The following is a 15,344-nucleotide window of genomic DNA, read 5'->3' on the forward strand; positions in this document are numbered from 1 at the left end:
GTTTATGTTTACAATTTCCCAAATTAGTTGCAAAGTTACTAATATTGTACCATTCTAACCAACAGATTGCGTTAAGAAATAATATTGTGCATTTCAAAACTGAAAAATGATCCTTTTCGGCTGATATTCGAGGGGAAACCGCTATTTTTGTGGTTATGTTTCCCAGAAACATTATAAACCGAAGTAGAATAAACAAATATGCAAGAAGAAACAGAATATATCAATGTATATGGTGCGCGTGTGCACAATTTGAAAAATATAGATGCAGAAATTCCTCGAAACAGTCTTACGGTGATTACGGGGCTTAGTGGAAGTGGTAAATCTTCCCTTGCTTTTGATACTATTTTTGCCGAAGGACAACGTCGCTATATCGAAACGTTTTCAGCTTATGCCCGCAACTTTCTGGGTAATTTGGAACGCCCTGATGTCGATAAAATTACGGGGCTGAGTCCGGTAATTTCCATCGAACAGAAAACAACCAATAAGAATCCCCGTTCTACGGTGGGTACGACGACAGAGGTTTATGATTACTTGCGTTTGTTATACGCACGCGCGGGTGAGGCTTATTCTTACCTTTCCGGCGAGAAGATGGTGAAATATACCGAGGAGCAGATTCTTGATCTTATTCAGAAAGACTATAAGGGAAAACGCATTTATATCCTAGCCCCATTAGTGCGTAACCGTAAAGGTCATTATAAAGAACTTTTCGAACAAATTCGCAAAAAAGGCTACCTTTATGTCCGTGTAGATGGCGAAGTGCGTGAGGCATTGCCGGGTATGAAACTTGACCGCTACAAGAACCATGATGTGGAGGTAGTGGTTGACAAACTGGTAGTTACCGATAAGGATGACGCACGTTTGAAAAGCAGTGTTGTTACGGCTATGCGCCAAGGGGATGGTCTGCTGATGATACTTGATATCCAAACTGACAGCATACGGCATTACAGCAAGAGGCTGATGTGTCCTGTCACCGGGTTATCTTATCGGGAACCAGCACCGCATAATTTCTCTTTCAATTCTCCGCAAGGTGCATGCCCCAAATGTAAAGGTTTGGGAGTGGTTAGCCAGATTGATATTGAAAAGATTATTCCCGATATCGGATTGTCTGTTTCGGAAGGTGCGATTATTCCGTTGGGAAAATATAAGAACAGTATGATCTTCTGGCAGATATCTGCTTTGTTGGAGAAATATGAGGCTACATTGAAGACACCGGTAAAAGATCTGCCGGACGATGCGATAGATGAGATTCTTTATGGCTCGGACGAGCGTATTAAGATTAAAAGTTCACTGATCGGTACTTCTTCGGATTATTTCGTGACTTTCGAAGGAGTCGTAAAGTATATCCAGATGCTGCAGGAGAAAGATGCTTCTGCTACTGCACAGAAGTGGGCGGAGCAGTTTGCCAAGACAACTGTCTGTCCTGAATGCCACGGGGCTAAGTTGAACAAGGAAGCTCTCTCGTTTCGGATACACGATAAGAATATTTACGAGTTATCTACTATGGATATCAGTGAATTGTATGACTGGCTGATGAATGTGGATCAGTATCTTAGTGGTAAACAGGAACAGATTGCTGCTGAGATACTGAAAGAAATTCGTACACGTCTTAAATTCCTGCTGGACGTAGGACTGGATTATCTTTCGCTGAATCGCAGTGCTGTCAGTCTTTCCGGTGGTGAAAGCCAGCGTATCCGGTTGGCAACTCAAATCGGCTCGCAACTGGTGAATGTCCTTTATATTCTGGATGAGCCGAGTATAGGATTGCATCAGCGTGATAATCAACGTCTGATCCACTCACTGAAAGAACTGCGTGATATCGGTAACTCCGTGATCGTTGTAGAGCACGATAAGGACATGATGCTTGCCGCTGATTATGTTATTGATATGGGGCCTAAAGCCGGTCGGCTGGGAGGGGAAGTCGTATTTGCCGGTACTCCTGGAGAAATGTTGCGTACACATACACTGACTTCGCAATATCTTAACGGTGAACGTACCATTGAGATACCTGCTGAACGACGTGGAGGTAACGGCCACAGTTTGTGGCTGTGTGGTTCCAGAGGCAATAACCTGAAAAATGTGAATGTTGAGTTTCCGCTTGGCAAATTGATTTGCGTGACCGGTGTTTCCGGTAGTGGAAAATCCACACTTATTAATGAAACGTTGCAACCTATCTTGTCTCAGAAGTTCTATCGTTCACTTCAAGATCCGTTGGAGTATGACAGCATAGAAGGGGTGGAATATATTGATAAAGTGGTAAATGTGGATCAGTCTCCTTTGGGACGTACACCACGTTCCAATCCTGCCACTTATACAGGGGTGTTTTCTGACATCCGCAACTTATTTGTCGGTCTGCCCGAAGCGAAGATACGTGGTTACAAGCCCGGACGCTTTTCTTTCAATGTTAGTGGCGGGCGTTGTGAAGTCTGTCAAGGAAACGGGTATAAAACTATTGAGATGAATTTTCTGCCTGATGTGTATGTCCCTTGCGAGGTATGCCACGGTAAGCGCTATAACCGTGAAACCCTTGAGGTGCGTTTTAAGGGAAAATCGATTGCTGATGTGTTGGACATGACCATTAATCGTGCTGTGGAGTTCTTTGAGAATGTTCCTCAGATATTGAATAAAATTAAGGTGATTCAAGAAGTGGGATTGGGGTACATCAAGTTGGGGCAGTCTTCCACTACGCTTTCCGGTGGTGAGAGCCAGCGTGTGAAACTTGCCACTGAACTTTCAAAACGTGACACCGGAAAGACTCTGTATATTTTGGACGAACCCACCACAGGACTACATTTTGAGGATATCCGTGTCTTGATGAATGTACTCAATAAACTGGTTGATAAAGGCAATACGGTTATTGTCATTGAGCATAATCTTGATGTTATCAAAATGGCGGACTATATTATAGATATGGGACCTGAAGGTGGTAAGGGTGGAGGAGAGCTTTTGGCTTGTGGAACACCAGAGGAAGTAGCCAAAAGCAAGAAAGGCTACACACCCAAATTTCTGAGAGAAGAATTGAAAATGAAATGAATAAACCGAATTCAGATTGATAAAACCAATGAAGATCAATAAAACAAATGCTGCGAGACTTTTGGATAAAGCCGGAATAGCTTATGAACTTATCCCTTACGAGGTGGACGAGAATGATTTAAGTGCGGTACATGTTGCTGCCAGCCTGAATGAAGATATAAATTGTGTTTTCAAAACCTTGATACTTCATGGTGATAGAAACGGATATTTTGTCTGTGTTATTCCAGGTGAACGTGAAGTTGATTTGAAATTGGCAGCTAAAGCATCCGGAAACAAGAAGTGTGATCTCATACCAATGAAAGATTTGCTCCCTTTGACCGGGTATATACGTGGCGGTTGTTCACCAATCGGTCTGAAAAAGCCATTTCCTACCTATATTCATGAATCATGCTTCCTTTTTCCATATATTTATATCAGTGCAGGTCAGAGGGGGATGCAGCTTAAATTGAATCCAAAAGATTTGATAAGGGAAATACATGCGGAAGTTTGTGCTCTTTTTTAGAAGAATATTCATTGAAAAGCATATATTTGCAAAAAATATAAAGAAATCAATCTAATTACTAATTTAAAAAAAAGTTTTTTATGTTCAAGAATCACCCTAAAGGTTTGCTGGCTGCTGCTATCTCTAATATGGGAGAACGGTTTGGTTACTATATCATGAATGCCGTGCTGGTATTGTTCCTTTGCTCTAAGTTTGGTTTAAGTGACGAAACGAGTGCCATAATTTATTCAGTCTTCTATTGTGGAATCTATGTGTTGAGTTTGGTTGGCGGTGTCATTGCTGACAGAACCCAAAATTACAAGGGAACCATCATGTCAGGATTGATGGTTATGTCATTGGGTTATGTCATTCTGTCCATCCCGGTGCTGTCCACTGCTGGAAATATCGGTTGGCTGCTTCCTTTGACATGTTTCGCTTTGTTTCTTATCGCTTTTGGCAACGGACTTTTTAAGGGTAACCTGCAAGCTATCGTGGGCCAGATGTATGATAACTTTGAGAAAGAGGCTGAGAAGCAAGGTCCCGAAGCAGTGAAGTTGGCAAAGAGCCGTCGTGATTCCGGTTTCCAGATTTTCTATGTATTTATTAATATAGGTGGCTTGATTGCTCCTTTTGTCGCTCCTCTGCTTAGGGAATGGTGGTTGAAAGTTCATAATTTGGCGTATAATGCCGATTTGCCTGCATTGTGTCATCAGTATATCAATGATAGCGTGAATATGGCTTCGGACAAACTTTCAAATTTTACTGAACTTGTCGTCAAAGTAGGTGGCACGGCTACCGGTGATTTGAGTGCATTCTCTACTCAATATCTGGATGTATTTAATACGGGTATTCATTATTCGTTTATAGCATCGGTAGTGGCTATGCTTATTTCTCTCTTTATTTTTGTTTTGTGTCGCAAGGTATTTCCAACACCGGGTAAGAAAGCAAAGCAGGAGTCTGTTGATTATACTCCGGAAGAAAAAGCGGCTATGGCAAAAGAAATCAAGCAGCGTCTCTATGCACTGTTTGCAGTGTTGGGAGTTGTTATCTTTTTCTGGTTCTCATTCCATCAGAATGGACAGTCATTGTCTTATTTTGCACGTGACTTTGTAGTGACGGATAGTATCGCTCCCGAAATATGGCAAGCTGTTAATCCTTTCTTTGTGATTACGTTGACTCCACTTATCATGCTGTTTTTTGGCGCTCTGACTCGTCGTGGCAAGGAGATTTCCACTCCCAAAAAGATTGCGATAGGTATGGGTATTGCCGGAACGGCTTTCTTGTTCCTTGCAATTTATTCGGCAATACAGGGCTATCCTTCGGGCACTGAATTTAAGGCAATGGCCGATTCTGCTAAAGCCGGACTGAAAGCCGGACCGTGGGTATTGATAGTCATCTATTTCTTCTTAACGGTAGCTGAACTGTTCATTTCTCCGTTAGGCCTTTCATTTGTATCCAAAGTAGCTCCCAAACATATTCAAGGTTTATGTCAAGGTTTGTGGCTGGGTGCAACGGCGATAGGTAATCTTTTCTTGTGGGTAGGCCCGTTGATGTACAATAAGATTCCTATTTGGGAATGTTGGACGGTATTCTTCATTGTTTGTCTTATATCTATGGGAGTTATGCTGGGCATGGTCAAATGGTTAGAGCGTGTGACAAAATAATCACCGAGTTTTATAAAAAGGAAAGAGGATAATCCGGTAATCATCAGGTTATCCTCTTTCCTTTTTATAAAGCTTGGTGAGGTTTTACTAAATTTCCAATCCCATGATATAATCGTTCATGTAATACCCATTCCCAATTGGAAAATCTCCTTCTCTTAACTTTTTCATTCCCATATGTTCATAGAATTGCAGTGCCTTATTGTTGCGGTTTACATTCAGTTCCATCAAGCACGGGTCGGGATGCACTTCCTTAATGTATTTTATAGCTTCATGGAACAGGAAACTTCCGCAGTGCACACCTTGATAGCAGGGTAGTACATAAATCTTTTGCAGATGGAATATATTCTCACCTTGTGGCTGTACGGATACATATCCTGCCGCTTCGCATTCTTTGTAGGCCAGAAGGTAAACATGTCCTTCTTCTTCCATCTGTTTACGGATGTTTTTCCGTGAATACATCCAGTCCATCATGTAGTCTATTTGTTCAGGGGTAAGAATCTCTTTATAGGTTGCAGGAAATATCTGCTGTGCAAGTTCCTGGATTAATTCGCAATCAGAAGTTGTTGCTTTTTTAATGGTAAACATATCATTCGTATTTAATTATTATGTCACAAAGTTACGGTTTTTATGCCAATAGCAAAACAATCACTATCTTTGTGGATTGTTACCAACTAACTAATTCAGATTTATAAATATTATGGCATTTCAGAGTAACATAATGATTGTCCGTCACAGATTACTGAAAGAACTGGTAAAACTGTGGAACGATAACGAACTTGTGGAGAAAATAGACCGTCTCCCCATCGAATTGAGCCCGAGAAGGTCAAAGCATGCCGGACGCTGTTGTGTGCATAAAGAACGGGCGGTGTGGAAATACAAATCATTGCCATTGCTGGGGCTGGACATGGAAGATGAAACAGATGAACTGACTCCTTTGTCCGAATATGCGGTACGTGCGCTGGACCGCGCAGAAAACGGCAAGCCGAAAGAAAATATAATGTGTGTGATAGACGAAGCATGCTCTGCCTGCGTACAGATTAACTATGAAATCACTAATCTTTGCCGTGGCTGTACGGCACGCAGTTGCCAGGTAAATTGCCCTAAGAAGGCTGTACATGTAAAGGAAAGCGGCCAGGCATGGATAGATCATGATGCATGTATCAGTTGCGGCATCTGTCATAAGAGTTGTCCTTATCATGCTATTGTCTATATTCCTGTTCCCTGTGAAGAAGCCTGTCCGGTAAAAGCTATCAGTAAGGATGAGAAAGGAATAGAGCACATTGATGAAAGCAAATGCATTTATTGTGGAAAATGTCTGAATGCCTGTCCTTTTGGCGCTATCTTTGAAGTTTCACAAGTATTTGATGTATTGCACAAAATACGTAAAGGAGAAAAGTTGGTGGCTGTTGTAGCTCCGTCCATATTGGGACAATTTAAGACTACCATCGAACATGTATATGGAGCTTTGAAGGCTGTAGGGTTTACGGATGTGATTGAAGTGGCTCAAGGAGCCATGGATACCGTCAGCAATGAGGCTCATGAGCTACTTGAAAAACTGGAGGAAGGGCAGAAATTCATGACGACCTCCTGTTGTCCGTCTTATATAGAACTGGTCAACAAGCATATTTCGGGAATGAAGCCTTATGTCTCTGGCACAGGATCACCAATGTATTATACAGCCCGTATCGCCAAAGAAAAGTATCCTGATGCCAAAATTGTTTTCATTGGGCCATGTGTAGCCAAGCGTAAAGAAGCTCAGCGTGACGAGGCGGTGGATTTCATCATGACTTTTGAAGAAGTGGCTTCTGTGCTGGCAGGGCTGGATATTCCAATGGAGCAGGCGCAACCATACGCTATGAAGTTTACTTCTGTACGTGAGGCTCATGGCTTTGCACAGGCAGGTGGTGTTATGGGGGCGGTGAAAGCTTATCTCAAAGAAGAAGCGGACAAAATCAATGCCATCCAAGTTGCCAATCTGGACAAAAAGTCAATCGGTGCTTTGCGCGCTTATGCCAAGTCTGGAAAGGCTCCGGGACAGTTTGTCGAAGTTATGGCGTGTGAGGGTGGATGTATTACCGGTCCATGTGCCCACAATGAAGTTTCTGCCGGCAAACGCCAGTTGCAGCAGGAACTCATGAAGCAGGAAAAGACCTATTAAAGTGCCGGGGAACGGGATGAAAACTTTGGTTGACAAATTACGCAGAGAACGGAAATTAAGTGTCGTAGAGTACAGAACATTATTGTTATGCGAGGATGTAGAAACTTTGGAGTATCTGCAAGGACAGGCACGCCAGGTTTCACTTGCCCGCTTTGGTAACCGGATTTTTATCCGTGGTCTGATTGAAATAACAAATCGATGCCGTAATAACTGTTATTACTGCGGAATACGGAAGGAAAACATAAATATCCCCCGTTATGGCCTGACGAAGGAAGAAATTCTGTCGTGCTGCCGTGAAGGATACCATCTTGGCTTTCGTACCTTTGTATTGCAAGGGGGTGAGTTATCCGGAATGGAGGATGAGCGAATGGTAGAGATTGTTGCCTCTATCCGTCGGGAATTTCCGGATTGTGCCATTACCTTGTCATTGGGAGAGAAGTCCCGGGAAGTCTATAAATGCTTTTTTGAGGCGGGAGCCAATCGTTATTTGCTTCGCCATGAAACTTATAATGAAGAGCATTACCGTAAGCTTCATCCGGAAGAACTTTCTTTGCCCCATAGGCTGGAATGTTTGAACTGGCTGAAGGAAATAGGCTATCAGGTAGGAACGGGTATTATGGTCGGAAGCCCTTACCAGACTATCGGCCATTTGGTGGAAGATCTTCTTTACATAGAGCAGTTCCGTCCCGAAATGATAGGTATGGGACCTTTTCTCCCACATCATGACACACCGTTTGCTTCATATCCGCCGGGGAGTATGAGGCTTACTTTGAAATTGCTCTCCATTTTTCGGCTGATGCATCCCGGTGCCCTGATCCCTTCTACCACGGCACTTGCAACACTTGCACCAGACGGACGGGAACGGGGAATTCTGGCAGGCGCCAATGTCGTTATGCCCAATCTTTCTCCGCAGAGCCAGCGACAGAAGTATTCACTTTACGACAATAAGGCTTCTTTGGGAGCCGAAGCTGCCGAAGGATTGAGAATGCTGGAAAATAAGCTGAACAATATCGGCTATAAAATATCTAAGGACAGAGGAGACTATAATCACTAATCATTGTAACACGTGTATAATATAAAGTCAAAACAAGCGAAAGAATTCATCGATCATCAAGAAATACTTGATACGTTGAAGTATGCTTACGATAATCGCAATAACCGTATGCTCATTGAGAGTCTGATTGAAAAGGCTTCTCTTTGTCGCGGACTTTCCCATCGGGAGGCAGCCTTACTATTGGAATGTGACCAGCCTGATCTGATGGAACGTATTTTTCATCTGGCAAAAGAAATAAAACGGAAATTCTATGGCAATCGCATTGTAATGTTTGCTCCATTGTATTTGTCTAATTATTGTGTGAACGGTTGCGTATATTGTCCCTATCATGCCAAAAACCGCACTATTACCCGTAAAAAGCTTTCTCAGGAAGAAATACGACGGGAAGTGGTTGCTCTGCAAGACATGGGGCATAAGCGCTTGGCACTGGAAGTCGGTGAGGACCCGCGGCGTAATCCTATTGATTACATCTTGGAATCCATACGGACAATTTACGGTATTCATCACAAAAATGGAGCGATCCGCAGGGTGAACGTGAATATTGCAGCTACAACGGTGGAGAACTATCGTCGGTTGAAAGATGCTGGTATAGGGACATATATTCTTTTTCAGGAAACCTATGATAAAGAGAATTATGAAGCTTTGCATCCCACCGGCCCGAAGAGCGATTATGCTTATCACACCGAGGCCATGGATCGTGCTATGGAAGGTGGCATAGACGATGTGGGGATAGGTGTATTGTTCGGACTGAATACTTACCGGTACGATTTTGTAGGGCTGTTAATGCATGCCGAGCATCTGGAGGCTACTTTCGGGGTAGGACCGCATACTGTTAGTGTTCCCCGTATTTGTCCGGCTAATGACATTTCCACACACGACTTTCCCAATGCAATTTCCGATGAAATGTTTTGTCGTATTGTGGCAGTTATCCGAATAGCAGTGCCTTATACCGGTATGATTATTTCAACCCGTGAGCCGGAAACAGTACGTCGCAGAGTCCTTGAACTCGGAATTTCACAAATCAGCGGTGGTTCTCGTACCAGTGTTGGTGGTTATGCTGTACCTGAAACTATAGAAGAAAACTCCGCACAGTTTGATGTCAGTGACAGGCGCACATTGGATGAGATTGTCAACTGGCTGTTAGATCTTGGGCATATTCCCAGCTTCTGTACAGCATGTTACCGTGAAGGGCGCACCGGTGATCGTTTCATGTCACTGGTAAAGCGCGGGCAGATTGCCAATTGTTGCCAGCCGAATGCTCTGATGACACTGAAAGAATATTTGGAAGATTATGCTTCACCTGATACGAAGGAGAAGGGAATTCACCTGATTCGTGAAGAACTGGAGCATATTCCCAATCCCAAGATTCGTGGGATTGCTTTAAAGAACCTGCAAGAAATAGAGAATGGAAAAAGAGACTTCAGATTTTAAGACTCCCAATGCAAACCGTCTGCATATTGCCATTTTCGGGCGGAGGAATAGTGGTAAGTCCAGCCTTGTCAATGCCTTGACAGGGCAGGATACGGCTTTGGTCTCATCTGTTCCGGGCACTACAACCGACCCCGTGATGAAAGCTATGGAAGTACATCTTCTTGGCTCCTGTCTTTTCATAGATACTCCCGGCTTTGATGACGATGAGAACAAATTGGGAGAGATGCGTGTAGAGCGTACTTTGCAGATAGTAGAAAGAACGGATATTGCCTTGTTGCTTTGTGAAGATGGAGGTATTCTGGAAAAAGAGTGGTTTGGTATGCTGACCGAACGCAAAATTCCGATAGTTCCGGTTCTTAATAAATTCGATCTTCGTACAGATGTTGATAGATTGGCTTCGGATATTGAAAGAATCTTCGGGCAATATCCTGTTATTGTCAGTGCCCAAAAACTTATCGGTATTCAAAATATATTCCGGGCTATTCTTGAGAAGTTACCCGAAGATTTCGGCGAACAAACCATTACCGGAGGACTGGTTGGAGAGGGTGATGTCGTTCTTCTGGTAATGCCGCAAGACATACAGGCTCCCAAAGGCCGGCTTATTTTGCCTCAGGTTCAGACTATTCGTGAACTGCTGGAAAAGAGGTGTTTGGTGATGAGTTGCACTACTGACAAATTTCAAGTTACTCTGCAGGCCCTTATCCGCCCTCCCAAACTGATTATTACCGATTCACAGGTATTCCCGGTTGTTTTTCGTCAGAAGCCCGCCGAAAGTCAGCTTACTTCTTTTTCCGTACTTTTTGCAGGTTATAAAGGAGATATCGGTTATTTTACAGAAGGGGCGTTCGCTATCGGTAACCTTACCACACAATCCCGTGTGTTGATAGCTGAAGCCTGTACCCATGCCCCGCTGACGGAAGATATCGGCAGAGTCAAAATCCCCCGTTTATTGCGGAAAAGCGTCGGTGAAGATTTGCATATAGATATGGTGTCCGGTCATGATTTTCCCCAAGACCTTTCCGGTTACGATCTTATTATTCATTGCGGTGCGTGCATGTTCAACCGGAAGTATGTACTTAGCCGGATTACAAGTGCCCGCATCCAAGGTGTTCCAATGACGAATTACGGAGTTGCCATAGCCTATCTGACCGGAATATTGGATAAAATAAGCTTGAATTCTTAGACGGCCTCTCCAAATCTCGAATCCAGTGTTAATTATATTTAATATATAGGTATCTTGTATTACAAGGTATTTATGCAATGCATATATTTGTGCAATACATAGAATATGGTAAATATTGATATAATTTGAAAAGAAATAAAAATGGATGTAAATAATGTAAAGTCGCAGATGCGTAAAGGCATGCTTGAGTATTGTATCATGCTATTGCTTCACAAGGAACCGGCTTATGCTTCGGATATTATCCAGAAGTTGAAAGAAGCCCGGTTGATTGTAGTGGAAGGGACACTTTATCCGTTACTCACCCGTTTGAAGAATGATGATCTTTTGGGCTATGAATGGATTGAGTCCACCCAGGGACCACCCCGTAAGTATTATTGCTTGACGGAAAAAGGAGAAATTTTTCTTGGTGAACTGGAAATTTCCTGGAGGGAACTGAGTGAGACGGTTGATCATATAGCCAACAGTTAAATTTGGAAATGAACTTGGAATTTTCAATCGAATAGTAAATAGTTAAATCATAAAAAATATAGCAATGAAAAAGACATTAACTGTAAACTTGGGCGGAACAGTTTTCAATATAGATGATGATGCTTACCGCCTTTTGGATAACTACCTGAGTAATCTCAAACTGCACTTTCGCAAGGTGGCCGATGCAGATGAGATTGTAGATGATATAGAACGCCGTATCTCCGAACTGTTTGCCGAGAAGCTTTCAGCCGGTTCGCAAGTCATCACCATTGCTGATGTGGAAGAGGTGATTGCCCGCATGGGAAAACCGGAAGAGATGGAAACAGGAGAGGGTAGTGACAGTTCGGCTTCCAGTAATACAAATACCGGTAGCGGATATGGTGCAGGTTCATGGAACGGCGGTAGTACCGCTGACAGTAATTTGCCACGTCGTCGCCTTTACCGTAATCCGGACGATAAGATGCTGGGTGGTGTCATCAGTGGACTGGCTGCTTATTTGGGGTGGGACGTAACTTTGCTTCGCTTGTTGCTGCTTGTTATCCTTATCTGTGGTTATGGCACTTTGATACCGGTATATATTGTATGTTGGCTGGTTATTCCGGAAGCCTGTACGGCGGCAGAGAAGTTGCATATGCGCGGTGAGGCCGTTACCGTGGAAAATATAGGGAAAACCGTGACCGATGGTTTCGAGAAAGTTTCCAACGGTGTAAATGATTATATGAGGTCCGACAAACCCCGTACATTCCTGCAAAAAGTGGGGGATACATTTGTAATGGTAGCCGGATGGTTCCTGAAACTCTGTCTGGTGATATTCGCCATTATTTGTAGTCCTGTATTGTTTGCATTCGGGATAGCATTTGTGGTTCTGTTGTTTGTGGCAATTGCGGTAGCCATTGGTGGTGGTGCTGCGCTAATTTCTCTTTTTCCTATGGCCGATGTAGTGCTTCCTACTTCACCTCTTTCTGCCATTGTGATGTACATAGCCGGTATTTTGTTGGTAGGAATTCCTTTGGTAAGCCTTGTATGGGCCATCTTTAGCCAGCTATTTAAATGGCAACCCATGAATGTCGGTCTGAAGTGGACGCTTGTCATCCTTTGGATTGTAAGTGCCGCTTGTTTCGGTATCTGCTTTGCCGTACAAGGGGCTACTTTTCCGGAAATTGGTATTTTCCATATCTGATGACGAAAGGAAAAGAATGAATATTGTGTAATATAAAGAATTAATATATTGTAAAACAGTGAATTAATATCTTGTCGGCGAGAAGTTAACATCGTGCTGACAAGATATTAATTCTTTAAAAGAAAATCCTTTCTTGAAAAAAAGTTATTTTCTTTATTCGAATATTTTGTAATTTCATTTCTTGACATTACCTTTGCGTCCATTAAACGAACATCTATTGAACGCAAAGTTATTCCTGACTTGTTCGTTGATGTTGATTTATAGGCATTTTTTGCCAATGCGGTTTTGAAAGAGCAAGTGTCTCGATCGGACCGCGAAGCGTATCCGGAATCTTCTTTCTATCATCTAATTGACTTCCTCAAGTGTCTGAAACACAGAAATATTGGTTTGCAGCCCGTACATTAAGCAAACAAGAGTTTGCCGTCCAAAAGCGCATTGAGAAGCTGAATTTAGAGGAAAAAATGGACGTGGAATGCTATCTTCCTACCCGCACTGTTGTCACGCAATTAAAATATCGCAGGAAGCGTAGTGTCGTACCTGTTGCCCGTGGTTTGATTTTTATCCATGCTACTAAGCAGTCTGCTTGTGACATTCCCAATATTTATGGTGTCCAAGTCTTTTATATGAAAGACCTTTCCACACACTCCATGTTGGTAGTTCCTGACAAACAGATGCAAGACTTCATGTTTGTCATGGATTTGAATCCCGATGGTGTAAGCTTTGATAACGAACCTCTCACTATCGGCAGGAAGGTCACGGTTGTAAAAGGGGAATTCAGTGGCATTGAAGGTGAAATTGCCACAGAGGCTAATAAAACCTATGTTGTCATCCGTATTACGGGCGTCTTGGTGGCAAGTATCAAAGTTCCCAAATCCTATCTGAAAGTAATTAAAAATTGATTATTCTTACTATTTTTTTTATTGTATATTTATTGTCATAAACTGCATGTTGTTTAGGACAATAATACTTTGTCATACCGTTTTTATCGAAGGATCTTCTTTTCTTCCCGGTAAATATAAAAACTCAATACAAAGATGAATTCTTTACTTTCTCGTGCTCTTGAGCTTCAGCAAAGAGCTCATGATCTTATGTATCTGGACATTTATGGTGAATCTGTCTATTCTGATGACTTTTGTTGTCTGAATAAAGAGGTACTTGTCAAATCCGATTCTCTGTTTTCTGAAAAAGGCTCTGGCGTTGAAGAAGAAGCCAATCTGTGTCTTGCCCTTTTGATGGGTTACAATGCCACAATCTATGATAATGGAGATAAAGGGCAAAAGAAGCAGGCTGTCTTAGATCGCATCTCTGAAATTCTGGAACAACTTCCGGCTTCTTTATTGAAAGTCCGTTTGTTGGCTTGTTGCTATGGGGAGGTCTATGAGGCTACCTTGCTTCAAGAGGCTTATGCGATTATTGATGGCTGGAATAAGGAGAATTTGACAAAAGAACAAACGGAGGTTATAGAGGAGTTGAAGAATATAGAGGCGAATCCGTATCCATTTGAGGAAGTAAAAGGATGATATCGGCTCTGGATTTTACATGATCTGTTTTGCGTATGAATGTGTTATACTATAATTTTCATTGTAAGAATAATGATGAAAAGTTTCACATGTTTCTGTATTAAACTTAGTAAAACAGTATTCGATAAAATAATAAAGATGTTAATTGCTCTATTGGGTTTTTAGTAAGTATTTTTTATTAATTTTTATAGTGATTTTTTGTAAGATGTCATTCTGACTGTCTTACGTTATGGTTATATCCCAATTTGAGCACAAATAAAATGGTGCTATTATCCATAAAACTGATATTTTAATGAAAACTCCTAAAATTATCGCAGAAATTGGTTGCAATCACAAAGGTGATATGTCAATCGCAAAAGAATTAATAGTGACAGCTGCAACATATTGTAATGCAGATGTTGTAAAATTTCAAAAACGTTGTAATAGGGAACTTCTTACGTTGGAAGAATATAATGCACCTCATCCTCATCCTGAAAATTCTTATGGCATTACATATGGTGAACATCGTGAGTTCCTTGAATTTACGCTTAATCAACATCGTCAGTTGCAGAAATGGTGTCAAGAATATGGCATTGAATATTCTACTTCTGTATGGGATATCACGTCGGCTAAAGAGATTTGTACTTTAAAACCCAATTTGATAAAGGTACCCTCTGCTTGTAATTTAAATAAAGGTTTGCTTGAATATCTTTGTGAATATTTTGAGGGGGAAATTCACCTCTCATTTGGGATGACTACTCGCCAAGAAGAAGAGAAAATTATACAATATTTTGAATCTAAAGGTCGTAATAAAGATCTTGTGGTTTATGATTGTACATCTGGATATCCTGTACCTTTTGAAGATATATGTTTGCTTGAATTAACTCGATTACGTGAATTATATGCTAATAGAGTAAATGCCATTGGATTTTCGGGACATCACTTAGGCATTGCTGTTGATTCAGCCGCAGTAGCATTGGGTGCGGAGTGGATTGAACGACATTACACACTTGATCGTACGTGGAAAGGTACAGACCATGCAGCCTCACTTGAACCAGATGGGTTAAGAAAACTTGTGCGTGATTGTAAAGCTGTTGCGAAAGCTTTAGATTATAAAAAAGAAGATATTTTAGATATTGAGAAGATTCAACGTGAGAAGTTGAAAAAACATCAAGTAAAGTGGTAATTGTTTGAGG

Annotated in this window: 13 protein-coding genes; 12 read left to right on the plus strand and 1 reads right to left on the minus strand. The window is 41.9% G+C overall.

Annotated elements, in window-relative coordinates; all coding sequences use genetic code 11:
- Positions 1-198 precede the first annotated feature (198 nt).
- The 3 genes from uvrA to BACHE_RS10620 all read left to right on the plus strand — a co-directional run bounded on the left by uvrA (position 199) and on the right by BACHE_RS10620 (position 5,175).
- Entirely contained in the window at positions 199-3,030 is a 2,832-nt protein-coding gene (gene uvrA, locus BACHE_RS10610) for an excinuclease ABC subunit UvrA (protein WP_013547701.1), read from the plus strand.
- Positions 3,031-3,058: 28 nt separating this feature from the next.
- A complete protein-coding gene (gene ybaK, locus BACHE_RS10615; protein WP_013547702.1) occupies positions 3,059-3,532 on the plus strand; it encodes a Cys-tRNA(Pro) deacylase in 474 nt (157 codons plus the stop codon).
- A gap of 80 nt (positions 3,533-3,612) precedes the next feature.
- Positions 3,613-5,175, plus strand: a complete 1,563-nt coding sequence (locus tag BACHE_RS10620; protein WP_013547703.1) for a peptide MFS transporter — start codon at positions 3,613-3,615, stop codon at positions 5,173-5,175.
- An 87-nt stretch (positions 5,176-5,262) separates the two neighbouring features.
- Here the strand turns inward: BACHE_RS10620 and BACHE_RS10625 are convergent, their stop codons facing one another.
- Positions 5,263-5,760, minus strand: coding sequence for a GNAT family N-acetyltransferase (locus tag BACHE_RS10625; protein ID WP_013547704.1), 498 nt, complete (start codon positions 5,758-5,760; stop codon positions 5,263-5,265).
- Between the two features lie 112 nt (positions 5,761-5,872).
- Between BACHE_RS10625 and BACHE_RS10630 the strand changes: the two genes are divergently transcribed.
- From BACHE_RS10630 to BACHE_RS10670, 9 genes are all read left to right on the plus strand, one after another.
- A complete protein-coding gene (locus tag BACHE_RS10630; protein WP_013547705.1) occupies positions 5,873-7,333 on the plus strand; it encodes a monomeric [FeFe] hydrogenase in 1,461 nt (486 codons plus the stop codon).
- A 16-nt stretch (positions 7,334-7,349) separates the two neighbouring features.
- Positions 7,350-8,387 (plus strand): [FeFe] hydrogenase H-cluster radical SAM maturase HydE, encoded by a 1,038-nt coding sequence (gene hydE / locus BACHE_RS10635; protein WP_013547706.1) that lies wholly within the window; start codon positions 7,350-7,352, stop codon positions 8,385-8,387.
- Between the two features lie 12 nt (positions 8,388-8,399).
- Entirely contained in the window at positions 8,400-9,818 is a 1,419-nt protein-coding gene (hydG, locus tag BACHE_RS10640; RefSeq protein WP_013547707.1) for a [FeFe] hydrogenase H-cluster radical SAM maturase HydG, read from the plus strand.
- Positions 9,793-11,001, plus strand: coding sequence for a [FeFe] hydrogenase H-cluster maturation GTPase HydF (hydF, locus tag BACHE_RS10645; protein WP_013547708.1), 1,209 nt, complete (start codon positions 9,793-9,795; stop codon positions 10,999-11,001). The genes hydG and hydF overlap by 26 nt, the downstream gene beginning before the upstream one ends.
- A gap of 141 nt (positions 11,002-11,142) precedes the next feature.
- Positions 11,143-11,469 carry a PadR family transcriptional regulator gene (locus BACHE_RS10650; RefSeq protein WP_013547709.1) on the plus strand — a complete coding sequence of 109 codons (327 nt, stop codon included), beginning with the start codon at positions 11,143-11,145 and terminating at the stop codon, positions 11,467-11,469.
- A gap of 64 nt (positions 11,470-11,533) precedes the next feature.
- Positions 11,534-12,649, plus strand: a complete 1,116-nt coding sequence (locus BACHE_RS10655; RefSeq protein WP_013547710.1) for a PspC domain-containing protein — start codon at positions 11,534-11,536, stop codon at positions 12,647-12,649.
- 362 nt (positions 12,650-13,011) lie between these two features.
- Positions 13,012-13,548 (plus strand): UpxY family transcription antiterminator, encoded by a 537-nt coding sequence (locus BACHE_RS10660; RefSeq protein ID WP_013547711.1) that lies wholly within the window; start codon positions 13,012-13,014, stop codon positions 13,546-13,548.
- Between the two features lie 135 nt (positions 13,549-13,683).
- A complete protein-coding gene (locus tag BACHE_RS10665; RefSeq protein WP_013547712.1) occupies positions 13,684-14,169 on the plus strand; it encodes a UpxZ family transcription anti-terminator antagonist in 486 nt (161 codons plus the stop codon).
- 292 nt (positions 14,170-14,461) lie between these two features.
- Positions 14,462-15,334 (plus strand): N-acetylneuraminate synthase family protein, encoded by an 873-nt coding sequence (locus tag BACHE_RS10670; protein WP_013547713.1) that lies wholly within the window; start codon positions 14,462-14,464, stop codon positions 15,332-15,334.
- The last annotated feature ends 10 nt before the right edge of the window (positions 15,335-15,344 follow it).

The sequence above is a fragment of the Bacteroides helcogenes P 36-108 genome (assembly GCF_000186225.1).
GTDB lineage: Bacteria > Bacteroidota > Bacteroidia > Bacteroidales > Bacteroidaceae > Bacteroides > Bacteroides helcogenes.

Bases quoted from the DNA above. Each gene is read 5' to 3' on its own strand.
- uvrA (WP_013547701.1), top strand. From the start codon at position 199: ATGCAAGAAGAAACAGAATATATCAATGTATATGGTGCGCGTGTGCAC.
- BACHE_RS10655 (WP_013547710.1), top strand. From the start codon at position 11,534: ATGAAAAAGACATTAACTGTAAACTTGGGCGGAACAGTTTTCAATATA.
- BACHE_RS10620 (WP_013547703.1), top strand. From the start codon at position 3,613: ATGTTCAAGAATCACCCTAAAGGTTTGCTGGCTGCTGCTATCTCTAAT.
- BACHE_RS10670 (WP_013547713.1), top strand. From the start codon at position 14,462: ATGAAAACTCCTAAAATTATCGCAGAAATTGGTTGCAATCACAAAGGT.
- BACHE_RS10630 (WP_013547705.1), top strand. From the start codon at position 5,873: ATGGCATTTCAGAGTAACATAATGATTGTCCGTCACAGATTACTGAAA.
- hydF (WP_013547708.1), top strand. From the start codon at position 9,793: ATGGAAAAAGAGACTTCAGATTTTAAGACTCCCAATGCAAACCGTCTG.
- BACHE_RS10625 (WP_013547704.1), bottom strand. From the start codon at position 5,760: ATGTTTACCATTAAAAAAGCAACAACTTCTGATTGCGAATTAATCCAG.
- hydE (WP_013547706.1), top strand. From the start codon at position 7,350: ATGAAAACTTTGGTTGACAAATTACGCAGAGAACGGAAATTAAGTGTC.
- BACHE_RS10665 (WP_013547712.1), top strand. From the start codon at position 13,684: ATGAATTCTTTACTTTCTCGTGCTCTTGAGCTTCAGCAAAGAGCTCAT.
- BACHE_RS10650 (WP_013547709.1), top strand. From the start codon at position 11,143: ATGGATGTAAATAATGTAAAGTCGCAGATGCGTAAAGGCATGCTTGAG.
- ybaK (WP_013547702.1), top strand. From the start codon at position 3,059: ATGAAGATCAATAAAACAAATGCTGCGAGACTTTTGGATAAAGCCGGA.